The 21,498-nt window shown below is 53.6% G+C and carries 22 protein-coding genes; 9 read left to right on the forward strand and 13 right to left on the reverse strand.

Features of this window, described 5'->3' with window-relative positions:
• Positions 1–13: 13 nt before the first annotated feature.
• Positions 14–976, reverse strand: a complete 963-nt coding sequence (locus QJQ48_RS06835) for an ABC transporter permease (protein ID WP_346290465.1) — start codon at positions 974–976, stop codon at positions 14–16.
• Between the two features lie 186 nt (positions 977–1,162).
• Between QJQ48_RS06835 and QJQ48_RS06840 the strand changes: the two genes are divergently transcribed.
• A complete protein-coding gene (locus QJQ48_RS06840; protein ID WP_346290466.1) occupies positions 1,163–2,641 on the forward strand; it encodes a DEAD/DEAH box helicase in 1,479 nt (492 codons plus the stop codon).
• A gap of 7 nt (positions 2,642–2,648) precedes the next feature.
• Here QJQ48_RS06840 and QJQ48_RS06845 read toward each other — a convergent pair whose 3' ends face one another.
• Positions 2,649–3,050, reverse strand: a complete 402-nt coding sequence (locus tag QJQ48_RS06845) for a hypothetical protein (protein ID WP_346290467.1) — start codon at positions 3,048–3,050, stop codon at positions 2,649–2,651.
• 184 nt (positions 3,051–3,234) lie between these two features.
• On the opposite strand from QJQ48_RS06845, the gene QJQ48_RS06850 reads away from it, so the two are divergent.
• Both QJQ48_RS06850 and QJQ48_RS06855 read left to right on the forward strand, forming a co-directional pair.
• Positions 3,235–3,453, forward strand: coding sequence for a helix-turn-helix domain-containing protein (locus tag QJQ48_RS06850; protein ID WP_346290468.1), 219 nt, complete (start codon positions 3,235–3,237; stop codon positions 3,451–3,453).
• A gap of 220 nt (positions 3,454–3,673) precedes the next feature.
• A complete protein-coding gene (locus QJQ48_RS06855; protein ID WP_346290469.1) occupies positions 3,674–6,982 on the forward strand; it encodes a leucine-rich repeat domain-containing protein in 3,309 nt (1,102 codons plus the stop codon).
• A gap of 37 nt (positions 6,983–7,019) precedes the next feature.
• Here QJQ48_RS06855 and QJQ48_RS06860 read toward each other — a convergent pair whose 3' ends face one another.
• The 4 genes from QJQ48_RS06860 to QJQ48_RS06875 form a co-directional block, all read right to left on the reverse strand.
• Complete coding sequence (locus QJQ48_RS06860) at positions 7,020–7,574, reverse strand: pilus assembly FimT family protein (protein ID WP_346290470.1); 555 nt, start codon at positions 7,572–7,574, stop codon at positions 7,020–7,022.
• 63 nt (positions 7,575–7,637) lie between these two features.
• Complete coding sequence (locus tag QJQ48_RS06865; RefSeq protein ID WP_346290471.1) at positions 7,638–8,984, reverse strand: MFS transporter; 1,347 nt, start codon at positions 8,982–8,984, stop codon at positions 7,638–7,640.
• A gap of 6 nt (positions 8,985–8,990) precedes the next feature.
• Entirely contained in the window at positions 8,991–9,770 is a 780-nt protein-coding gene (locus QJQ48_RS06870; protein WP_346290472.1) for an ABC transporter permease, read from the reverse strand.
• The gene (locus QJQ48_RS06875) at positions 9,767–10,675 is read right to left on the reverse strand and encodes an ABC transporter ATP-binding protein (RefSeq protein ID WP_346290646.1); all 909 of its coding nucleotides are present in this window, start codon (positions 10,673–10,675) and stop codon (positions 9,767–9,769) included. Before QJQ48_RS06875 ends, QJQ48_RS06870 begins: the two co-directional genes overlap by 4 nt.
• 366 nt (positions 10,676–11,041) lie before the next feature.
• Between QJQ48_RS06875 and QJQ48_RS06880 the strand changes: the two genes are divergently transcribed.
• The gene (locus tag QJQ48_RS06880; RefSeq protein ID WP_346290473.1) at positions 11,042–11,803 is read left to right on the forward strand and encodes a substrate-binding periplasmic protein; all 762 of its coding nucleotides are present in this window, start codon (positions 11,042–11,044) and stop codon (positions 11,801–11,803) included.
• Positions 11,804–11,816: 13 nt separating this feature from the next.
• Complete coding sequence (locus QJQ48_RS06885; RefSeq protein WP_346290474.1) at positions 11,817–12,320, forward strand: GNAT family N-acetyltransferase; 504 nt, start codon at positions 11,817–11,819, stop codon at positions 12,318–12,320.
• 21 nt (positions 12,321–12,341) lie between these two features.
• On the opposite strand, the gene QJQ48_RS06890 is transcribed toward QJQ48_RS06885, so the two are convergent.
• A complete protein-coding gene (locus QJQ48_RS06890; RefSeq protein WP_346290475.1) occupies positions 12,342–12,503 on the reverse strand; it encodes a hypothetical protein in 162 nt (53 codons plus the stop codon).
• Between the two features lie 174 nt (positions 12,504–12,677).
• Positions 12,678–13,766, reverse strand: coding sequence for a calcium/sodium antiporter (locus tag QJQ48_RS06895; protein WP_346290476.1), 1,089 nt, complete (start codon positions 13,764–13,766; stop codon positions 12,678–12,680).
• Positions 13,767–13,914: 148 nt separating this feature from the next.
• Between QJQ48_RS06895 and QJQ48_RS06900 the strand changes: the two genes are divergently transcribed.
• Positions 13,915–14,499, forward strand: a complete 585-nt coding sequence (locus QJQ48_RS06900; protein ID WP_346290477.1) for an Npun_F5749 family FMN-dependent PPOX-type flavoprotein — start codon at positions 13,915–13,917, stop codon at positions 14,497–14,499.
• Positions 14,500–14,517: 18 nt separating this feature from the next.
• On the opposite strand, the gene cysE is transcribed toward QJQ48_RS06900, so the two are convergent.
• Positions 14,518–15,252: a serine O-acetyltransferase gene (gene cysE, locus QJQ48_RS06905; RefSeq protein WP_346290478.1), complete on the reverse strand. Its 735-nt coding sequence runs from the start codon at positions 15,250–15,252 to the stop codon at positions 14,518–14,520.
• A 125-nt stretch (positions 15,253–15,377) separates the two neighbouring features.
• Positions 15,378–15,818: a hypothetical protein gene (locus tag QJQ48_RS06910; protein ID WP_346290479.1), complete on the reverse strand. Its 441-nt coding sequence runs from the start codon at positions 15,816–15,818 to the stop codon at positions 15,378–15,380.
• A gap of 140 nt (positions 15,819–15,958) precedes the next feature.
• On the opposite strand from QJQ48_RS06910, the gene QJQ48_RS06915 reads away from it, so the two are divergent.
• Together QJQ48_RS06915 and QJQ48_RS06920 are read left to right on the forward strand one after the other, a co-directional pair.
• Positions 15,959–16,117 carry a hypothetical protein gene (locus QJQ48_RS06915; RefSeq protein ID WP_346290480.1) on the forward strand — a complete coding sequence of 53 codons (159 nt, stop codon included), beginning with the start codon at positions 15,959–15,961 and terminating at the stop codon, positions 16,115–16,117.
• Between the two features lie 147 nt (positions 16,118–16,264).
• Positions 16,265–16,621: an Hpt domain-containing protein gene (locus tag QJQ48_RS06920; RefSeq protein ID WP_346290481.1), complete on the forward strand. Its 357-nt coding sequence runs from the start codon at positions 16,265–16,267 to the stop codon at positions 16,619–16,621.
• A 12-nt stretch (positions 16,622–16,633) separates the two neighbouring features.
• On the opposite strand, the gene QJQ48_RS06925 is transcribed toward QJQ48_RS06920, so the two are convergent.
• Positions 16,634–17,035 (reverse strand): bactofilin family protein, encoded by a 402-nt coding sequence (locus QJQ48_RS06925; protein ID WP_346290482.1) that lies wholly within the window; start codon positions 17,033–17,035, stop codon positions 16,634–16,636.
• A 371-nt stretch (positions 17,036–17,406) separates the two neighbouring features.
• On the opposite strand from QJQ48_RS06925, the gene QJQ48_RS06930 reads away from it, so the two are divergent.
• Positions 17,407–17,877 carry an orange carotenoid protein N-terminal domain-containing protein gene (locus tag QJQ48_RS06930; protein ID WP_346290483.1) on the forward strand — a complete coding sequence of 157 codons (471 nt, stop codon included), beginning with the start codon at positions 17,407–17,409 and terminating at the stop codon, positions 17,875–17,877.
• A gap of 105 nt (positions 17,878–17,982) precedes the next feature.
• Here QJQ48_RS06930 and secA read toward each other — a convergent pair whose 3' ends face one another.
• Positions 17,983–20,769, reverse strand: coding sequence for a preprotein translocase subunit SecA (gene secA, locus QJQ48_RS06935; protein ID WP_346290647.1), 2,787 nt, complete (start codon positions 20,767–20,769; stop codon positions 17,983–17,985).
• 134 nt (positions 20,770–20,903) lie between these two features.
• The gene (locus QJQ48_RS06940) at positions 20,904–21,461 is read right to left on the reverse strand and encodes a diheme cytochrome C (protein WP_346290484.1); all 558 of its coding nucleotides are present in this window, start codon (positions 21,459–21,461) and stop codon (positions 20,904–20,906) included.
• Between the last annotated feature and the right edge of the window lie 37 nt (positions 21,462–21,498).

The raw sequence follows: 21,498 nt of genomic DNA on the forward strand, positions 1-21,498 counted from the left end.
GCGCGAGTTATCCCTATGGGTCGTATCGCACCCTGGGATCTAGCCAGCCATAGAGCAGGTCCGCTATCAGGTTAAAAATCACTACCAAAATGGCGTAGATAAACGCGATCGCCATCACCACTGGCGTATCTCCCCGGTAGATGGACTCCACCAGCAGCGCCCCGATTCCTGGCACCCGAAACACCTGCTCTGTCACCAGCGAGCCGGTAAAAATGGTGGGAATATCCAGCGCCACCAGCGTCACTACCGGCACCAGGGCATTGCGCAGCACGTGCAGATTAATCACCCGAAACGCTGAAAGTCCCTTGGCATAAGCAGTTTGCACATAGTCCTGGGGCAGTTCCTCTAGGACAGCAGAGCGAATAAAGCGCATCAGCACCGCCGTCTGAAACAGGGCGAGTACGCAAATTGGCATAATCGACTGCCGCAGTACCGCTAAAAAGCTGGACCAGCCCTGCACCGTCAGCGAGCTGTTGTAGATGAAGGGAAACCAGCCGAGCTGAACGCTGAAGACGATGATAAACAGCAGCCCGGTGAAGAACGTCGGCAGGGAAAAGCCCATGAAGGCAAAGGTGGTTGCTAAGCGATCGAAAATAGAACCGCGCTTGAGGGCCGAAACCATTCCCAAGGGAAATGCCAGCAAAACGCTGAGGCTGTAGGCCGCGCCGATAATCCACAGCGTCGTGGGTAGGCGCTGCACAATCAGGCCGCTGACAGGGCTGCGGCTGGTGAAGGAGTAACCCATGTTGCCCTGCAGAAAAGCCCAGGCCCATTTGAAATAGCGAATATGAACGGGCTGATCGAGTCCCAGAGTGCGGCGGATATTTTCCCGGACTTCGGCGGTGATCGACGGATTGGCTGCCAGATCGCCGAGGGGGTTGGTGGGGGCGATCGCTAAAATCGTAAAAATCACCACGCTAATGGCAATTAAGGTCGGAATCGCAATCAGAACGCGCCGCAGCAGATAACGAGTCATTAAAACCGAGCAGTAACAGAGCCTATCTATACAGTATCGAGATCGAGGCTCAATGCTCTCAGCCAGTCTGCCAGCCGCGCCGATCTTTGTCGTTCCTGCGCTAGGGCCGTCTCTGCCTGTTCTGCCTCTGTGAGGATTCATTAGAACGCTCTCCTTTACAATAGGCCCAGGGTGTCTAGGTAGGGAATGCGAACGCCGACTTTAAAATTCGATCGTGGGACGCTGATTCTGCATCCGCCACCGCGAGGCAAAGCCTGGGTAGACTATGCCGTTTGGGACGATCGGATTGAGCGGTTTCGGGTGCCCGCCAATCAGTATCGGCCCTTGGTGGAAGCGCTGCGGGCCGAAGGCGTCTCTTTTGAAGACCAGTCGCCTAAGTTTGAGCCGTTACAGCTCCAGCCGCGCTTGGTGATGGAACCCTACGCCCATCAGCGAGAAGCGCTCAGCGCTTGGGTGCAGTCCGGCTGGCGGGGAGTGGTGGTGCTGCCGACGGCGGCAGGTAAGACCTATCTGGCCCAGTTGGCGATGCAGGCGACGCCGCGCAGCACCCTAATCACGGTGCCGACGCTGGATCTAATGCACCAGTGGTATGCCCATTTGGAAGCGGCTTTCCCGGATGTGGCAGTGGGTTTGCTAGGGGGCGGCTCCCGCGATCGCACCCCGATCCTGGTTGCCACTTACGACAGCGCCGCTATTCATGCCGAAACTTTGGGCAACCAGTATGCCCTGCTGATCTGCGATGAGTGCCACCACTTGCCCAGCGACTTCAACCGGGTGATTGCTGAGTTCTCCATTGCGCCCTATCGCCTCGGCCTCACGGCCACCCCGGATCGGGCCGATGGTCGCCATGAGGATTTAACCCAGCTCCTCGGCCCGGTAGTCTATCACCGCACGGCTGAGGAGCTATCCGGCAAGGCATTAGCGCCCTATCAGGTGATTCAGATTAAGGTGCAGCTATCTGAACAAGAGCGCGATCGCTATGATTTCCTCACCCAGCGGCGCAATCGCTTTCTGCAAGAGAGCAATATTTGGCTGGGCACCACTAAAGGCTGGCAGCGGTTTGTAGCTGCTAGTGCGCGATCGCAGGCGGGGCGGCGGGCAATGCTGGCTCACCGGGAGGCGAAGGCGATCGCCCTGGGCACGGACGGCAAGCTGAAGGTGCTGGCAGATTTGCTGGTGCAGCACTACCCCGAACGGACAATTATCTTTACCAACGACAACGCCACGGTCTATCGCATTTCTCAGGACTTTTTGATTCCGGCGATTACCCATCAGACCCCGGTGAAGGAGCGCCACGACGTGCTGCAAAAGTTCCGCAGCGGCGAGTATAAAACTCTGGTGGTTTCTCACGTGCTGAATGAAGGGGTGGACGTGCCAGAGGCGAGAGTGGCGATTTTGCTTTCGGGTTCTGGCTCTACGCGGGAGTATATTCAGCGGCTGGGGCGGGTGTTGCGCAAGGGGACGGGGGACAAGCTGGCGCTGCTGTATGAGGTGATTGCGGAAGAGACGACTGAGGAAAATGTCTCGCGGCGGCGGCGACAGACGACTAAGCCTAAGGTGGCACCGAATCAGCTTGAACTGGCTCCGGTCTATGACCTGGCTGCTCGTCGCGTGCCGCAGGCGGCTGAGGCCGCGGGGGACTGGCCGACGGATGAGGAAGAGTAGCCAGCGACTAGCTGAGTCGTTGCTGGCTGTAGCGCAGGACGTCGCCGGGGTCGGGGCGAATGAGCAGGCCGTTTTCTGGGATGTCAACGGTGTGGCTCCAGGCGGAGCGATCGCGGTAGCCGAGTAAATAGAGGCGATCGATGGCGTTTTGGGTGGCGGTGGGGGAGCCGACGAGGTAGTGGCGTAGGCGGCGTTTTGGGTAGCGGGTAGTGGGTGGAGGGGTAGATGGGGTTGGGGTGTCTTGGGTGTCGAAGTGGATGAGGAAGGGCGGTTCGGTGAGGAGCTGCTGGAGGAGGGCGAGGTAGTTTTCGGCGTCGTGGCGGTGGTGGAATCGAGCGACGGCGAGGTTTTGGCGATCGGGCAGGCGGCGATAGACCACCCAGGGGTGGGGTGATTGGTAATCTGGCATGGTGTTGGGACGGTAGAATGAGACACGACAGCAGGACAGCCTGTGACCCGCAGCTCTCGCGGATTTCGGCTTCTCTGCTGTTCCTGTATAGACATATTGTCTAGACACCTGATTCTTTTGTCAAGCAGTCTAGACAAGTTGTCTTACTTCTGCCAGATGGTTAGATGGGCTGACTGTGACTTGAATGGAAGAATCGCCGCTTAAAAAGTTACGAGAGGAACTGGGATTGTCTCAGGAGGGATTTGCGCGGCAGATTGGTACGTCGGCTCGAACGATTAGCCGTTGGGAACGAGGTGATAGCGTGCCATCGTTCACGATTTCTCAGATGAAAGCGTTGGATGAGCTATTGCAAGCACACGGCAAGACTTTGAAGGATCTGCCCGATAACTTTGCAGCTAAATAACCTTCTCGTCGTTTTGTATGCTGTTGCAACATCTACAGCAAAAAGCAGTTTTTGGTTGAGAAAAGTGCTGGAGAGGAGATCCCAGGGTTTTAAGCTGAAATTTGGTTTCTGCAGAGCGCTACAAGTCAAAACCCTGGGATCTTCGAGCACAGTTATGTGGTTTTAGGTGACTGTTTCTAGGAAGCTGTGCTATCTAGGGGAGAAAGGTAGAGGGCGAGTCATGTCACAGGATGAGCTGCTGCGGGTAATTGAGCGAGCTGCCAGAGATGGGAGAAAGGAGCTTGACTTGGCCGGAAATGACTTAATAGAACTCCCCCCCCAAATCGGTCAACTGACTCATTTAGAAAAACTTATCCTAGGCAAATTTGATCCTCGCAAAGGACCTATCGGCAACAAACTTCGAACCTTACCAGCCGAAATTGCGCAACTGCAAAATCTATCTGTGCTCTACCTCAGCGCGAACCAACTTCGAACCTTACCAGCCGAAATTGCGCAACTGCAAAATCTATCGGGGCTCCACCTCAGCGGGAACCAACTGAGCAGTTTGCCGCCAGAAATTGCGCAACTGCAAAATCTATCTGTGCTCCACCTCAGCGAGAACCAACTGAGCAGTTTGCCGCCGGAAATCGCGCAACTGCAAAATCTATCTGTGCTCTACCTCAGCGGGAACCAACTGAGCAGTTTGCCGCCAGAAATTGCGCAACTGCAAAATCTATCTGTGCTCCACCTCAGCGAGAACCAACTGAGCAGTTTGCCGCCGGAAATCGCGCAACTGCAAAATCTATCTGTGCTCTACCTCAGCGGGAACCAACTGAGCAGTTTGCCGCCAGAAATCGCGCAACTGCAAAATCTATCGGGGCTCCATCTCAGCGTGAACCGACTGAGCAGTTTGCCGCCAGAAATCGCGCAACTACAAAATCTATCGGGACTCCATCTCAGTGCGAACAAACTTCAAACCTTACCAGCCGAAATTGCGCAACTGCAAAATCTATCTGAGCTCTACCTCAGCGGGAACCAACTGAGCAGTTTGCCGCCAGAAATCGCGCAACTGCAAAATTTATCGAGGCTCGGCCTCAGCGAGAACCGACTGAGCAGTTTGCCGCCAGAAATCGCGCAACTGCAAAATTTATCTGTGCTCTACCTCCGCGAGAACCAACTGAGCAGTTTGCCGCCAGAAATTGCGCAACTGCAAAATCTATCTGAACTCTACCTCCGCGCGAACCAACTGAGCAGTTTGCCGCCAGAAATTGCGCAACTGCAAAATCTATCTGAGCTCGACCTCCGCGCGAACCAACTGAGCAGTTTGCCGCCAGAAATTGCGCAACTGCAAAATCTATCTGAGCTCGACCTCCGCGAGAACCAACTGAGCAGTTTGCCGCCAGAAATCGCGCAACTGCAAAATCTATTAGGGCTCCGTCTCAGCGAGAACCAACTGAGCAGTTTGCCGCCGGGAATCGCGCAACTGCAAAATCTATCTGAGCTCGACCTCAGCAAGAACCAACTGAGCAGTTTGCCGCCGGAAATCGCGCAACTGAAAAATCTATCTAAGCTCGGCCTCCGCGCGAACCAACTGAGCAGTTTGCCGCCGGGAATCGCGCAACTGAAAAATCTATCTGAGCTCGACCTCAGCAAGAACAACTTACCTATTCCACCAGAAATTCTTATCAAAATTGACAAGCCTAGAGAGATTATCAACTACTACCTGCAAAACCGAGCCGAACCGTCTCGCCCGCTGAATGAAGCTAAGGTGCTGCTGGTTGGCGAAGCTAAGGTGGGTAAAACGTCGCTGGTCAGGCGGCTGATTGATGACATGTTTGATCCTGCTGAACGGATGACTGAAGGCATCAATATTCGCGCTTGGCCAATTGATGCCAACCAGCAAACTGTAAAGCTCAACGTTTGGGACTTTGGCGGGCAGGAGATTATGCACGCTACCCACCAGTTTTTCCTCACCAAGCGCAGCCTCTATTTGCTAGTGCTCAACGCTCGTCAGGATGAACAGGGCAATCGCATAGAATACTGGCTCAAGATTATTCGCAGCTTTAGCGGCAATTCTCCCGTCATCATCGTCGGCAATCAGGTGGATCAAAAATCGCTTGATATCGATCGCCGGGGACTCAAGCGCAAGTATCCCAACATCGCTGGCTTTATTGAAACCTCCTGCAGCAATCCAAAGCACAGAGGCGTTGAAAAACTGCGGCGAGAAATTCAGGCACAGATTGCTGATCTGCCCCACGTGTTCGATACGCTGCCAGAATCTTGGTTTGAGGTGAAAGCTCGGTTAGAAAAGTTAGAGGCTGACTACATCGAATATCATCAGTATCAGCAAATCTGTGCCGATCAGAAAGTAGCTGATGAGCAGAGCCAGGAAACCCTCGTCGGCTTTTTGCACGATTTAGGTATTGCCCTCAACTTCCGAGACGATCCTCGCCTGCAACAAGATAGCGTTCTCAATCCTGAATGGGTCACCAACGGCGTTTACTCCATCCTCAACGACAACGCCCTCATGACTCAGCATAAAGGTATGCTAGAGCGCTCCATGCTTCCCCGCATCCTAGAGGCCAAGCGCTACCCGCCGGAAAAGCATCTGTTCATTCTCGACATCATGCGCAAGTTTGAGCTGTGCTTTCCCCTAGAAGGCTATGCCGACGAAAAATATCTGCTGCCCGACCTGCTCAGCAAAGAAGAGCCGGAAACCGGCGACTGGCAGGATGCACTGCCTTTTCAATATCACTACAACATCCTGCCCGGCAGCATTATTTCTCGCTTCATTGTGCGGATGAATCAGCTCATTGCCAAACGCACCTACTGGCGCAACGGCGTTGTTTTGGCCAAAGGTAGCAATAAAGCTCTGGTCAAAGCCGACAAAGAAGATCGCAAGATTTTCATCTGGGTCAGCGGTAATCAAAGCACCCGCCGCATTTTGCTAGAGAGCATCCGCGATCAGTTCGACTATATTCACGGCACCATCCCCGGCATTGAAGTCGAAGAAAAAGTGCCCCTACCGGACAGGCCGGATGTTTTGGTGGATTACAAAAATCTGCTGGATATGGAAGCTTTAGGCGTTCAAGAATTTGTTCCTTCCGGTCTGCGGCAACAGGTACGGGTTCGCGACCTGCTAGAAGGCATCGAAACGCTAAAAGGCCGGGAAGATCGGCTAGAGACTCGCAGAGAACTAGAACGACGGTTTGAGCCACCTCCAGCGCCTCAGCCCGATCCGCGTCCTACTACTGCCGAGCGTCACAAAAATCCTTGGGGATCTGGACTGTTTTACCTGTTTGTCTTGTTTGTGGTCACGGCTCTATTTGCCATTGTCAGTCACTTTGTCCCCTGGTATGTCTTACCCGTCGTTATCATTGGGGCACTACTGGCTATTGGCATTGTTGGAGCCTTCCAGCTCATGCAGGACGAACGATTTAGTCAAGAAAATTTTATTACCTTAATCATCGAAGCCTACAAGCGCCTGCCGCTGCTGCGCGGTCAAAACGCCGCTGATCTGCCCTCTGCAACAGATGACGAATCTCAGTAGGGTCATGAATGGCACGCTCCACCAACCGAATGCGGCCTTAATAGCAATAACGCCCATCCTCATCTGGATAAGGTTGATCCGTCGAAAGCCGCATTGCCCCCAGCAGCGTCGAAACAATCACGCAGCGCTTTGACGAACCACCCCCCTCACCCACCAGCGTCACCCGTCCTTTAAACGCCAGCGCCGGGACATTGCCCTTGTAGTCAAACTTAGTGGAAGGAATATAACTCTTCTGCCTTAAATTAGTTTCCTCATCTAGCCGCACCCCCACAGGCAGCGTTTGCCAGCCCGTCGCATCCTTCGGCAAAATCGTGTCCGGATGAGTCGTCCACTCCACCCGATCGCCCACTTCCCGAATGCTAAAGCGCCAGCTCATCTTGGCCTGTATCGCCTGTCGCTGAGCCTGGCGGATGCCGCCATACACCTCACGCTGGCCCACCGCAAGCTGATACCGCTGCCACAGCCCAAACAGACTAGGAGCCGCGATCGCCGCCAGCGTTCCCATCATCACCAGCACCAGCAGCATTTCCAGCAGCGTAAAACCTGCCTGATTCCGCGATCGCCTTAGCTGGCTAAAACGACAAATTTTCATGAGTGAAGCCCCCTGACTAGGCTTCAGAGTGCCCGCGCCCTATTTTCCCTATCTCCGAGAAAACTACGGTTTTTCAACCACTTCGCGGCCCAGCGGATAGCGCCAAGCCAGTAAACACCCCCCCGCCATGAGAACCGCTGGCAACAGACCCACCAGCAGCCGCATCGCCCACAGCGCCGTCTCTGGTTGTGATAGGCCAGCCTCCGAAACAAAACCCGATCCGGCCAAAACCTGCCCCGTCAGAAAAAGCGCGATCGCCAAAGCCCCCTTCTGCAAAAACACCAGAACGCTGAAAAATAAACCCTCCCGCCGCTGTCCCGTTCGGACGGCCTCTCGCTCAATCACATCAGCCAGCAGCGCAAACGGCACAAAATAAAACGTCGCCACTCCTAACCCCACCAAAACGGCGCAGCCATACAGCATGCCGACCTGCCCCGGTCGCAGCCCCAAAAATCCTATCAGCCCCACGATCGCTATCATCGCTCCCAGCAGGTAGGTTCTTTGCTTATCGAGCCTCTGAGCCAGCCAGCTCCACAGCGGCAGCACCAGCAAAGCCGTCATCTGCACCACCACCGCAACTTGGGTAAAATGCTGCTCCGTCAGGCCCAGCCAAACCGTTACAAAATAGGGCAGGACAGCAGCCGTCACCTGTAACCCCAGCCAGGAACACAGATAAAGGCCGACGATGTACCGAAAAGGGCGATTCGTAGCCAGCGATCGCCAGGGCGGCTGAGCGGTAATAGCAACAGACTCAGAGGAAACCAACCGCCGTGCCTGCATCGCCCGGTAGCGAGGATAGGTGCCGAGCACCGCGATCGCGATCGCCAGCACGACACCGCCGCCAGTTACGGCCCCCAGCAGCCAGTACTGCCTTTGAGTATCGGCCACAGCCGCAAAAACAACCTGAGCGAGCAGGAGTCCTAGAATGCTGCCGCCCAGATTGCAGCCCGCTTTCACGCTCATAATCTGGGTGCGCTGGTCGTAGCTGGCCGCTAGCTCAGCCGCCAGCGCCGTAAACGGCAACTGCACCGCCGTATACAGCCCGTAGGCCAAAAGCGAAATTAGGCAGTAGTAGAGAAATAGGGCCGTTTGATTTGCTAGCGGCGGCACCCACCACTGCAGCCAGCAGCACAGTCCCAACGGTAAAGCTGCCGCCGCCATCCAGCTATAGCGGCGTCCTAGGGGAGATTGGGTGCGATCGCTGAGCCAGCCCACCAGCGGATCGTTCATCGCATCCCACAGCCGACCCAGCAGCAGCGTCGTGCCCGCCAGCCCTGGCGAAAGTCCGGCCACGTCGGTGAGAAAAAACAGCAGAAAGAAGATCGCTAGACTCACAGGGGCCGCAATTCCCAGCTCGCCCAGACCATAAGCAACCTGAGTTCGCCAGCTCAGTCTGGGCAGCTCAGCCACCCACCCTTACCGAAACAGCAGCGGATAGATCCGCTTCACCGCCAGCCAGGTAAACAAGACCGTCCAGGCCACCAGCCACAGCAGCGGCAGCAGCCAGCCATTAGGCAATCCCAGCGGCCAGCGCAGCAAATCCACCAGCGCCGCCAGCGGCAAAAGACCCGCAATAAACTCCAAGGCGGGGGGCAGCGTACTGCGGGGAAAGTAGGTGCCGCAGAGGGTGAACATAGGAATAATCATCAGAAAAATCGGCACGTTCACCTGGTCGATTTTGCGCACCATCCCCGCTACCAGCAGCCCAAACGCGCCGAAAAGGAGGCTACCTAAAACAATTACGGGCAGCGCCAGCAGCAAATGGGGCAGAGTATAGAGGCGGGCGACTACGGCCACTAGGCCAGTCAGCACCCCGGCGATCGTGCCCTTGGTGGTAGCCCAAAGCCAGTCACCGATGAAAACTTCGCTAAAGCTTAGAGGAGCCGTCAGCAGGGCCTGCCAGGTTTTCTGAAAATTGAGCCGAATAAACGTGCTGTAAGCGCCTTCAAAAAAAGACTGGAACAGGACGCCAATGCCAATCATGCCGGGAGCGATGAATTGGGAGTAGGAAATAGTTGCATTTCCGTAGCTGACTTCGCCAATCAGCGGCGTGAGGCCGAAGCCAAAAGCCAAGAGGTAAATGATCGGTTCTGAAACGGGGGGTAAAAAGTTCACCAGCCAGGTGCTGCGATAGACCTGAAAATGGCGCCACCAGACTGAATAAATGCCCCAGGGGGAAAGTGATAGAGATTTCATTCCAGTAAATTTCCGGTGAGTCGCAAAAAGACATCTTCCAAATTGGCCCGGCGGCGGGTCAGGCGGGGAGGATGCAGGGCTTCAATTTGGCTCCAAAGCCTCTCAGGCTGATCGCTGGGCAAAGCCAGCAGGTAGCCATTGCCAAATGGCCGTCCCCAAACCTGAAACGATTCGCTGAGAGCCTGGAGCTTAGTGACGGGTACGCCCTCGATCTCCACAACTTCGTGACTGATGACGCGCTTGATCAGGACGGCGGGCGTCCCTTCATCAATCACCTTGCCCTGCTGCATGAGCAGGAGGCGATCGCAGAGCCGCTGGGCTTCGTCCATATAGTGTGTGGTCAGCAGTACACCGCAGCCCTGCTGTTTGAGCTGAGTCACCAGTCGCCAAAATTCCTGCCGCGCATCTGGATCAAGGCCCGTCGTTGGCTCGTCTAAAAACACGAGCTTGGGGCGATTGATTAGCGCTCGCGCTAGCACGAGCCGCCGTTTCATGCCGCCAGAAAGTTCGTCAACCTGGGCCTGCGCTTTATCCTGCAGATTGACCAGGCTCAGCAGTTCGGCTGCGCGATCGCGGGCCTGCTTGCCCCGGAGACGATAGTGGTGGGCAAAGTAGGACAGGTTTTTGAAAACGGTAAAATCCGGGTCGAGGTTGTCCTCCTGGGTGACAATACCCATCTCAGCCCGGGCCTGCTTACCCTGGGCCGGTAGCTGCCAAGGCCCAAACTGGACAAAGCCGCGAGTAGGAATCACCAGGCCGTAGAGCATCCCAACCGTTGTCGTTTTGCCAGCCCCATTGGGCCCTAGCAGACCAACGATTTCACCCGGCTGCAGGGCAAAATTTAGACCTTGGACAACGGAGCGATCGCCATAGCCTTTCCATAAATCGTAAGCCGTCAGCGTCAAGTCATTCAACGCGCTAGCCCTCCACCCAATAACGCTTAGTCTAAAAAGAAAATCGAGAATAATCAGAGAAGCGAATCAGGCTAGGCCATTCACTGATACTGATGTAGATGTTAATTCAAAAGAGGCGTACCAGTTTCAGCGAGCTGCGTCGCGGCTCACCTTGGGGTTAATTTTTGGGGCTTACGCCTAAAAGCCGATCAAATGAGTGAACAGCGACGGTCTGTTTTGGACAGGCAGCGTTACCCTAATAAAGTCAATGGGCATTCTCTGGAAAAGAGTATAAAACTTTTGTTGAGGGGTGGGCCACATCTTCTTTTACTAGGTTAAGTCTTGGTAAATTAACTAAATAACGGCAACAGAGGCACTATGGAAACTCTGAGACCGATGACGGCAGCATCTGACAGAATTATGGACAGTAGTTTTCCCCTCTCGACGGTTCAGCCGGGAAAGCTGCGCATCATTGCCAGCAGCTTTGATGCTCGTCCGATGAGCTATATCGATGAAGGCAGACGCTTGGGCTATGAGCCAGCAACGGCGCGGGCTGTCTGTGAAAAGCTAGGTCTAGAACCGATTTGGTGCGACTTGCCGCTTGACAAGTTCTATACTCAGCTCAGCTCAGGTCAGTATGATGTCATCTGGTTCAGCCAGCCTGTCACTCAGGAAAGACGGGCTTGGGCTGACTTTACGCGAGCTTATGGCCGCTTTGACGTGGCTGTGCTCGTGAGGGATGAAAGCCCTATCGAGACAATCGAAGACCTGAAGGAAGCTCGCTTAGGAGCCAGTAAACACAGCACAGAGCTGGACTTGATCAATCAGCTTCCCGATCTAGAATTTGTCGAATTTCCCGGCAGCGATCGCGTTCTGCCAGAGATGATTGAAGCATTGCAGTCCCAGACAATTGATGCTGTGCTGGATGATGCTCTACCGCTGCTAGCGGCTGAGGCCATGAATCCCGATTTGCGGGTCGCTTTTGAGATTCCGACGCAAACCCCCTTCGGCGTTGGCGTCGTTCCGGGCAACCGTGAACTGCTAGATGCGCTCAACTATGGTCTCAACCTGCTAATTGCTGAAGGCACTTTAGCCAAGCTATGGACGCAGTGGATTCCCTATAAATCCTGTCCTTTCTAGCCCCGTTGCTGAAATGGGACACGCTACTCACCGAGTCAAGCTCCGCTCAAGTACGGAAGCGGATTTGGACTTTATCTTGATCACCGAACAGCATCCTGATAATGCTCGTTTTGTTGTGGGCTGGCCGCGATCGCGTCATCAAGCGGCTCTAGAACACTCAGATGAGCGACATTTAATTTTGGAATCGCCTGTTGCCCCTCAGCCAGTCGGCTATCTGATTCTGGCTGGCCTCAGCAATCCGCACCACAACTTAGAGCTTTGTCGCCTGGTCGTAGCTGAAAAAGGCCAAGGCTATGGCCGCTCAGCCCTACAGCAGGCCAAGCAGCTCGCCTTCAAGACTTACGGTGCTCATCGCCTTTGGCTCGATTTAAAAGTCTATAATCATCGAGCCAAGCGGCTGTATGAACAGGAAGGCTTCGTCGAAGAAGGGACGCTGCGAGAGTGCATTAAGACAGAAGCGGGATTTGAATCCCTAATTGTCATGTCGATTTTACGCTCAGAGTACGAAGAACTCTAAGTCAGCGCTTTGCCACCAGATTTAGAGCTGGGGGCTTCTATCAGACCGAATGAGCAGAGTGGCGCCGCCAATCAGCAAAAAGGCAATTCCCCACCAGAGAGAATTTCCGGGCAAAATCTTGAGTAAGAGGGTAACGATGCCTGATGTCAGTAGAGACCAGCCCGCGGTTGTTCTATATTCCATAATTTCCTTAACGTGTAGCGTCTTAGCGCCATAACTGTGCCATCAAGGTATCAGCGCTGCCAGTACCGTGTCTTTGTCCCTAGGAAATAGCTTCTCTCTAGCTACGGGCTGAAGTAGAGGTAGCTCAAATCTCTCTCGCAGGGGAGTACAGTTACTGGCTCTGTTGGAAAAAGGTTATTGCCGTCGCCTGCGGACGGCCCGCCAAGAAGCGATCGCCAGCATGAGTATGGTCAGCGGCAGGACAACCAGCAGCAGGACGGCATTGAAAGCCTCTATATTTTCGTGCTTGGCCGCATCCAAAATCAGATAGGTCGTATAGGCCACGTAGTAGCCCAAAAACAAGCCTCCCTCCCAGCGGGATACAACATTGCCGGTGGCGAAAATGGGTAGGCAGGCGATCGCCACCGCAATCATGACTGGAATATCAAATCGCAGGGCCGCTAGATTGACCTCAATGCCAGCAGGCGTAATCAACCCCGCGACGCCCAGCACCAGCAAAAGATTGAAGATGTTGCTGCCGACGACATTGCCCACGGCAATATCTCTTTCGCCGCGCAGACTGGCAATGGCCGAGGTCGCTAGCTCTGGCAGAGAAGTGCCGGTTGCCACAATGGTTAGACCAATGACAAGCTGGCTAGCCTGCAATGCTTCGGCGATCGCCACAGCTCCCTGAATCAAAAACTGAGAACCACTGACCAATAGCAGTAAACCCACTCCAATGAACCCCAAGTTAACCAGCCACCCTTTAAGGGAAGCCGATTGATGATAGCCATACTCTTTGGCATATTCCGCCTGAACTTCAGCATTCTTTTCCTTGCGGCTCTGAATAATCAGAAATACCGTATAGCCAATGCCCCCCAGCAGTAAAAAGATGCCGTCTGAGAAATCGATGACGCCGTCTAGGCCGAATAGTAGGGTCAGCAGGGAAACGCCGACCATAATAGGCACATCTAGACGTACTAGCTGCTGAGAGACAATGAGGGGCGAGATTAAGGCAGAAATCCCTAGGATTAGCAAGACATTTAGAATGTTGCTGCCAATGATATTGCCCAGGGCAATTTCGGCCTGCTGCGCCAGACCTGATTGGATACTGACGGCCAATTCCGGAGCGCTGGTGCCATAGGCAACGACGGTTAAACCGACGATCAGGGGAGGAATGCCAATCATGGCTGCTAGACGAGACGCTCCCTTAACCAAGAGTTCAGCACCAGCCACTAGCAGCACAAAACCAGTCAGAAGGACAACAATATCCGCAAAGTTCATAAGGGGGGATCTGCAAAACCTGGACGCTTGAGCGGGGACTATCCCGGCACATTTTTCATTCTCTGCCAATTTGAAAATCTTACTATCCTGAGATCAGTGATCGGTTAAAGATTACTCATTCTCAAAATCTGTCGCTATTCAAAGATTTATGTCTACTGCTCCCTGGCGATCGCCGTTGGCTCGTGCCCTCCATCGCAACCGTAGCGATGCCCATGCCCGCTACCTGCAACTGGCGACTCTTCGTGCTAACGCTCGCCCTGCCAATCGAACGGTGGTTTTTCGCGGCTTCTTAAACGATACCAATCGCCTGCAGTTTGCCACCGATGGCCGCAGCGACAAAATTGAACAGATTGAGCAAAATCCCTGGAGTGAAGGCTGCTGGTATTTCGTCAAGACCAGAGAACAATTTCGCCTGCTGGGCAGGCTAGAACTCGTTGGCCCTGACCACCCAGACACCGAACTGATAGCAGCCCGTCAGCAGATCTGGCATAACCTTTCAGACAGTGCCCGCACCCAGTTTGCCTGGCCGCAGCCGGGGGGCAAGCGAGCCAGCGACGAGGCTTTTACGCCGGCGGCTGAGCTAGATCCAGCGCAGCCCCTACCCAAGTTTTGTCTGCTCCTGCTGACCCCTTTTGAGGTCGATCACCTAGAGCTGAGGGGAGAGCCGCAGAATCGACACCGCTACTTTCTGCACGACATCAAGGGGTGGACAACCGAGGCTATCAATCCCTGATGCAGCGTTAAACAGCGACTAGATGCCTGAACCGTCAAAAAATTCTTCAAAAGCGCGATCGCGCAGACGACAGCTAGACTTGGTGCTAGGGCTGTAGGCTTCTGCCATGACTGGCTGACGGGATTGATTCAGCTTTTCAACCTGCTGCTCTAGAGATTCAATCCGATCGAGCAAGGCCCGAATCACTTTGGCTTCTGAATCTGGTAAACGACCGTGTTCTAGAGGATCCGAGCGCTCGCCGGAGCGGTGTACAACCCGTCCGGGTACCCCCACGACCGTGCAGCCAGAAGGCACTTCTCGCAGCACGACCGATCCGGCCCCGATGCGCACATCATTGCCAATTTGAATATTGCCCAGCACTTTAGCCCCGGCCCCAACCACGACGTTGCTGCCCAAGGTAGGATGACGCTTACCGCTTTCTTTGCCTGTTCCTCCCAGGGTAACTCCCTGATAGATCAGGCCGTAGTCGCCAACGATAGCCGTCTCACCAATGACTACCCCCATGCCGTGATCAATAAAAACGCCCCGACCAATCGTAGCGCCTGGGTGAATCTCAATGCCCGTCAAGAACCGGCCTATATGAGAAATTAGCCGAGGAATGAGCGGTAGACCCAAATACCACAGCCAGTGGGCTAGACGATGAAACAGCAATGCCTGCAAGCCTGGATAGCAAAACAGGACTTCTAACCAGTTACGAGCAGCCGGATCGCGATCGAAGATGATGCGAAAGTCTTCAGCTAGGGCTTTTAACACAGATCTCCCTCAGCAGTCGGGTTGCGCCAGTTTTTATCTTAGCGTTTTTAGGAATTCTACTGAGGATTTATGAGCAGTTACCCATATTTTAGATAGAGAGTCGGCGCTGCTAGAGAGATGGAAGGTTAGGGCGTTGCGCTGAGTACATAGTCGTAGCGATCGCCTTGCTCAAAAGCCCCTACCCAAACTCGGTAAGAACCCGCCAGCCAGTCCGTATCTTGCAGAACGGCGTCTGGCTCACGGCGAGTACCCGCCGCGCAGCGCACAGTGTTGTTGTCGGGGCCTTGCACCAGCAGAGTTGTGGACTGACCACCGCTATCAACTTGAAGGGTCAAATCGGCTAAGTCTTGCTCTAGCACTAAAATGTGGTCGGGCGTCGAGTCAGCAAAGCCCAGGCAGAAATTGCCATCACTATCGCGGTTGACAATATTGGTGAGAGAGTAAAAACCAGCGGTGAAGCCTTCTACACTGAGACTCTGAGTCGATGGCTCACTAGGCACAACCAGGTTCTCGAATAGAGCTGTTTGAGCTAAGGCAGGTAGGCTCCCCAGCAAAACCAGCCCCATTACTGTTAAAGAGCGTGTAGATTTTGATAAGAAACGCAGCATGATAAAACGTATATTCTTGTTAAATAAACTTGACGAGTAGCTGGCTAAAAAAGTTGCTGAGAAGTTCTATAACACTCTAATTTTATCTAAAAATCACAATGAGTTTATTGGTTTTAACTTTTCTACTGCTGATCAGTGTAGGCATGACGACGAGTCTTGATAGCTTGCCTGAACTAGTGATGGGCTGGCTATCGCCGCCTCGATGGCTAGGCTGGCTGTGTTTGGCCGCGACTATAGCCTGGCTGACGGGAGAGTGAGTCAGCTTAAGCATTAAAGAACTCGGAAAATATAGTGTTAGCAGAGCGCAACTAAGCCAGCCATGCGATATAAAAGAGGAGGCTTAGACCCAGCTTTAACTAAAGTTTTTTAAGTAAAAATTTAGATTGTTTTGCAATTAAACTATTATGAGTTCTTTCAGCGCTGAATCATCTCCCATCGATCTTGAGCAACTGCAGCAAATTTCTGGCAATGATCCAGAGTTTGAGCAAGAACTGCTGCAGCTGTTTGTGGAAGATGCGATCGCTCAAACCGAAGTTCTAGCAACCGCCATTGCCCAGCAGAACGGCCGCGATATAGAAGAAACAGCCCACCACATCAAGGGATCCAGTGCCAATGTGGGAGCGGTCAGCATATCTCAAACAGCCGCTCAAATAGAACAAATTGCTTATCAGCAGGATGCAGCCCAGCAGCAAAGCCTCCTAGCAACTCTAAAGCAAGCGCTATCTGAGGTGCGCCACTACTTAGACTCTCTGGGCGGTTAGCCCAGTTACGCTTTAAATCTGGGCATCGACGCTGCCATAGAGTTCGGGGAGTTCTTGGGTCGGTGGCAGCGTTTTGACATCGCGAGTTTCAATGTAGCCCGTATAGTAAGCACCGGCCTCAATCTCTAAAGCCCCAGCCACAACATCCCCTTCTAGCCGGGCCGTTTTAGCCAGAGTTAGCTTACCCTCTACGAAAACGCGAGCTTTAAGCACGCCCTGAACAATAATATTGCGCGCTCTGACCTCTGGCCCCTCAACTAAGCCCGTGGTCGAAATTTCCATATCGCCTTTAACCTCAACGGTGCCGTGGATAATACCGTCTACCCGCAACAGACCGTTGGCGTGCAAGATCCCTTCAAATTCACTGTTTTGACTGAGATAGGTCAATAACGGTGCTGGCTTGCGTTTAAACATAAAGCGTGTGTCCTGACTTAATCGTTGGCTTAAAACCGCTGCACCCCCTCAAAGATACTCCCATTGTTTTTCGTTTTTGGGCGCTGCCCCCTCAATTTCCAACTCTTGTTTGAGCGAGTGGATATGAGGCCAGTAATGGGCATTTTATAGCCAGCGGCAAAAATAGCTCAGTCAAATTCAAAGAAAATTGAAAGATTTTCCACTTTCTTAGAAAAGTTGGGGATCAATGGAGATAGGGCGATCCCCGGCTCAGATTAGGGCAATCTTGTTAAAAGACAAAGTCCTAATTTGAACCAGTTGACGGCGATCGCGCTCTAAAAGTTTGCCAGGTGAAGAGATTTAAGCAATGTCTATAAATACGGAGTTAAAAAATGCTTACGCTTCAGCTCGATCCGGATATCGCCGTTTCTGAAACGGTTGAACAGTTTGCTCAGCTCCAGGCTGCTGATCAGCTAGTTGTGCTTTGGCGCATCTATGAAGCTATGGGGGAAGCGATTCGGACAGCCGCTCCGGCTGTGATGTTTTCCCAGATAGTGCAAAGCCTTTTTGCCCAAATTTTGCAGCTACAGCGCCACGATCAGGTGGCAGCGCTTTTAGATATTGCCTCAGGCGAAGAGACTCGCATTAGCGTAGCCTATAAGAATCTATCTGCCCCGCTCAAGCTTGTCTTTTGGTACCGCTTGGCCCAGGCTCATCAGCGCGGGCACTTCCCAGCAGCACCGCGACAGGAAACGCTATCTCTTCCAGCAGAACAGCTTTTAGAGAAGATTATCCTTTTAGGTTTTAATCAGAAAGTGACTTTTCTGCTAGCAGCGGCAGCAGATTTAGGCTCTACCTGGTAAGCCGCTTCCAAGTTGATTGAATTTCAGTAAAGATGCTTCTGATTAAAGAACCGCTCGGCTCAACGCCGGGCGGTTCCAATTTTGGAAACTTGTCTAGCTGTAGACCTAGACTGCTTCAGCCGTGGAAGGACTGGGCTGGGGCTGAGGCTGGAACTGGAAGAGGGTATAGACCACGTTACGGCGAATTCCCGTCATCATGTCTAAAAACAGCTCATAGCCTTCACTTTTGTACTCAATCAGCGGATCCTTCTGACCGTAGCCTCGCAGTCCGACTGACTCTCGCAGAGCATCCATCTGCTGCAGGTGCTCCCGCCACAGGGTATCAATCTGCTGCAGAATGAAGAATCGCTCAGCGTCACGCATCAGACCTGGCTTGATCTGATCAACCTGGGCCTCTTTCAGATCGTAGGCAATGCGTACCTGCTCGTGTAGGAAGGTTTTCACCTCATTCATAGAAAGATCTTCAATGTGCTTAGGTTCTAGATCTTCAAGCAGATAGACAAACTCCTTCACCTTGCCCACCAGGCTCTCTAAGTCCCATTCTTCTGCTGGCAGTTCTGGGTTGATGTAGGCGTTAACGATGTCATCCATCGTTTGCTCAGCGTAGTTGATTACCAGCTCTTTCAGCTCTTGCCCTTCTAGAACCCGGTGCCGCTCAGCATAGATGGCCCGCCGCTGATTGTTCATCACCTCGTCGTATTCAAAGACCTGCTTACGGATGTCGTAGTAATAGGTCTCGACCTTCTTTTGCGCCCCTTCTAGCGAGCGAGTCAGCATCCGCGATTCGATTGGCATGTCTTCCTCTACGCGGAAGGCGTTCATTAGGCCCGCCACGCGATCGCCGCCGAAGATACGCAGCAGATTATCCTGCAGGCTGAGGAAGAAGCGAGTTGATCCCGGATCCCCTTGCCGTCCGGCCCGCCCTCGGAGCTGGTTGTCAATCCGGCGGGACTCGTGGCGCTCGGTGCCAATTACGTGCAGGCCGCCTAAATTAATGACCTCATCGTGTTCAGCGGCGGTGTGCTGCTCATACTCGTGGTAGATCGCCAGGTAGACATCCCGTAGCTTTTGAATGACCGGATCGTCCGTCGGCGCTTTTTCAGCCGCGATCGCCACTTTATCCTCGGCCTGCAGTTCGGGGAGACTGCGTTCGCCATAGGTTTCAACGGCTAAATCGACCGCTTCTCGGAGCTGCTTTTCGGTTTGCGGTGACAGCTCAGCGGGATAGATCTGGGGTGAGGCTTTCCAGGACTTGACTTTCTTTCCGGGGGTAAAGCCTTGGGCTTTATTGCGCCCCTTGCCAGCAGGTACCTGAGTTACCGAAAACTCGTCTTCGTCTTCTGGCTGCACCACGCGGGGCATAAAATATTCCCGCAGCTTCAGCCGGGCCATGTAGTCGGCGTTACCGCCCAAAATGATGTCAGTACCCCGGCCAGCCATGTTGGTGGCAATGGTGACGGCTCCGCGTCGTCCGGCCTGAGCCACAATTTCTGACTCTCGCTCTACGTTCTCCGGCTTAGCGTTTAGCAGGTTGTGGGGCACGCTGCGCTCTGACAGCAGGGCTGATAGCAGCTCCGATTTTTCAACGCTGGTAGTACCAACCAGTACAGGCCGTCCCGTTTCGTGCATTTCAACGCATTCTTCCGCGATCGCCCGCCACTTGGCCTCTTCGGTTTTGTAGACCATGTCCGAGTAGTTTTCTCGCGCTAGGGGACGGTTGGTCGGAATCACCGTCACCTCCAGGTTGTAGATTTTCTCGAACTCGGCCTCTTCCGTTTTCGCCGTGCCCGTCATCCCGGAAAGTTTGGGATAGAGCAGAAAGAAATTTTGATAGGTAATGCTGGCTAAGGTTTGAGTTTCCGGCTGGATGTCTACATGCTCTTTAGCCTCAATGGCCTGGTGCAGACCGTCGCTCCAGCGGCGACCGGGCATGACCCGCCCGGTAAACTCGTCTACAATCACAATCTCGCCATTGCGAACGATGTAGTTGACGTCTTTGACAAAAAGCTCTTTGGCTTTAATGGCATTGAAAATATAGTGCGCCCAAGGATCTTTTGGATCAAACAGGTCGGTGACGTTGAGTAGCTGCTCCGACTGAATAAAGCCTTCGTCCGTCAGCAGAACGTTGCGAGCCTTTTCGTCAACTTCGTAGTGTTCTTCACTCTGCAGGGCGCGGGCCACATCAGCCGCCTTGATATACTTTTCGCTAGGCCGCTCTACCTGCCCAGAGATAATCAGAGGCGTCCGGGCTTCGTCTACCAAAATGGAGTCAACTTCGTCAATGATGCAAAAGTTAAAGGGACGCTGTACCACATCGGCGATCGCCGTCGCCATGTTGTCGCGCAGATAGTCAAAGCCAAATTCGCTGTTGGTGCCGTAGGTAATGTCGCAGGCGTAATTCTTCTTCCGCTCTGAAGGCGGCATACCCTGCTGAATCAGGCCCACGCTCAGCCCTAGAAAACGATGTACCTGCCCCATCCACTCCGCATCACGCCGGGCCAGATAGTCATTGACCGTGACGATGTGAACGCCCTTACCGCTGAGGGCATTTAAATAGGAGGGTAAAGTCGCCACCAGGGTTTTACCTTCCCCCGTTTTCATCTCGGCGATTTGGCCGTCGTGCAGCACCATGCCGCCAATAAGCTGGACATCAAAGTGGCGCATCCCCAGCACTCGCTTACCCGCTTCGCGCACGACCGCAAAGGCTTCAGTGAGTAAATCGTCTAGCGACTCCCCGTTTTCCAATCGCTGCCTAAACTCTACGGTTTTACCCGTCAGCGCTTCATCTGAGAGGCTTTGAATTTCTTCCTCTAGCAGATTAACTTCAACCACATCAGGCTGATAGCGCTTGAGCTTACGGGCATTGGGATCGCCTAAAATTTTTGTCAGCAGCATGTCAGGAAACGGCTTGTATACGGAAACTTTAATAGAATTTTAAATCTCGCTGGCGGCTCAATAAAGTGGGATTAACCTCACCTAGATTGCAGAGTGCAAAGGTCTACAGTATATTTCCCTTCATCCTATCACTAGACTCCGCTGAGCCAGGTTTTAGCGCTGCTAGAGCGCTCAGCGGGATCGCTGATTTGGCGAAAGTTGAAGTCAGCCGCCTGGGGGTGGCAGGCGACGCAGCTACGCAGGGTCGGCGGCTGCTCAAGCTCAACTTGGGGATGCAAAGCCGAGAAGAATCGAGAATCAGCAATCTGAAAGGGCGCTTGTTCCCCCTCGTAGTAAGGACGGGAATAGAACTGGAGATAGCGGGAAATTAGCTGAGCATCAAAGCGCGGTAGGGGCTGAATTTCGACGCTGTAGTGCCGCGTATCGTTGATGAGGCGATACCAGGTTTGGGTTGGCAAAACGGCGGGAGGAACTGCCAAGTGACAGGTGCCGCAGTTTTGGAGATAAAGCTGCTGGGCGAGCTGATGCTGTGGCTGCAGTGGATCTACGGTACCGCCGTGGGTGGGTTCAACGGCCCGCGCCAGCTGCAAACCCAATCCTATGCTCAAGGCTAAAGACATTAAAAACAGAGGCGATCGCCGCCAAAACTGATTGAAGTACCGTCGAAGAAACCAGGCTGTTTTTGTCATGGATTGGCGACTTTGTCCTCAGTTGATGATTTTAGTC

The organism is Sphaerothrix gracilis Ecp01 (assembly GCF_030405905.1).
GTDB classification, from domain to species: Bacteria; Cyanobacteriota; Cyanobacteriia; order Phormidesmidales; family Phormidesmidaceae; genus Sphaerothrix; species Sphaerothrix gracilis.

Coding starts and splice junctions, on each gene's coding strand:
- QJQ48_RS06930 (WP_346290483.1), top strand. CDS start 17,407: ATGCTTACGCTTCAGCTCGATCCGGATATCGCCGTTTCTGAAACGGTT.
- QJQ48_RS06885 (WP_346290474.1), top strand. CDS start 11,817: ATGGGACACGCTACTCACCGAGTCAAGCTCCGCTCAAGTACGGAAGCG.
- QJQ48_RS06920 (WP_346290481.1), top strand. CDS start 16,265: ATGAGTTCTTTCAGCGCTGAATCATCTCCCATCGATCTTGAGCAACTG.
- QJQ48_RS06915 (WP_346290480.1), top strand. CDS start 15,959: ATGAGTTTATTGGTTTTAACTTTTCTACTGCTGATCAGTGTAGGCATG.
- QJQ48_RS06880 (WP_346290473.1), top strand. CDS start 11,042: ATGGAAACTCTGAGACCGATGACGGCAGCATCTGACAGAATTATGGAC.
- QJQ48_RS06925 (WP_346290482.1), bottom strand. CDS start 17,035: ATGTTTAAACGCAAGCCAGCACCGTTATTGACCTATCTCAGTCAAAAC.
- QJQ48_RS06895 (WP_346290476.1), bottom strand. CDS start 13,766: ATGAACTTTGCGGATATTGTTGTCCTTCTGACTGGTTTTGTGCTGCTA.
- QJQ48_RS06845 (WP_346290467.1), bottom strand. CDS start 3,050: ATGCCAGATTACCAATCACCCCACCCCTGGGTGGTCTATCGCCGCCTG.
- QJQ48_RS06870 (WP_346290472.1), bottom strand. CDS start 9,770: ATGAAATCTCTATCACTTTCCCCCTGGGGCATTTATTCAGTCTGGTGG.
- QJQ48_RS06860 (WP_346290470.1), bottom strand. CDS start 7,574: ATGAAAATTTGTCGTTTTAGCCAGCTAAGGCGATCGCGGAATCAGGCA.
- QJQ48_RS06910 (WP_346290479.1), bottom strand. CDS start 15,818: ATGGGGCTGGTTTTGCTGGGGAGCCTACCTGCCTTAGCTCAAACAGCT.
- QJQ48_RS06900 (WP_346290477.1), top strand. CDS start 13,915: ATGTCTACTGCTCCCTGGCGATCGCCGTTGGCTCGTGCCCTCCATCGC.
- QJQ48_RS06850 (WP_346290468.1), top strand. CDS start 3,235: ATGGAAGAATCGCCGCTTAAAAAGTTACGAGAGGAACTGGGATTGTCT.
- QJQ48_RS06890 (WP_346290475.1), bottom strand. CDS start 12,503: ATGGAATATAGAACAACCGCGGGCTGGTCTCTACTGACATCAGGCATC.
- QJQ48_RS06855 (WP_346290469.1), top strand. CDS start 3,674: ATGTCACAGGATGAGCTGCTGCGGGTAATTGAGCGAGCTGCCAGAGAT.
- QJQ48_RS06840 (WP_346290466.1), top strand. CDS start 1,163: ATGCGAACGCCGACTTTAAAATTCGATCGTGGGACGCTGATTCTGCAT.
- QJQ48_RS06835 (WP_346290465.1), bottom strand. CDS start 976: ATGACTCGTTATCTGCTGCGGCGCGTTCTGATTGCGATTCCGACCTTA.
- QJQ48_RS06940 (WP_346290484.1), bottom strand. CDS start 21,461: ATGACAAAAACAGCCTGGTTTCTTCGACGGTACTTCAATCAGTTTTGG.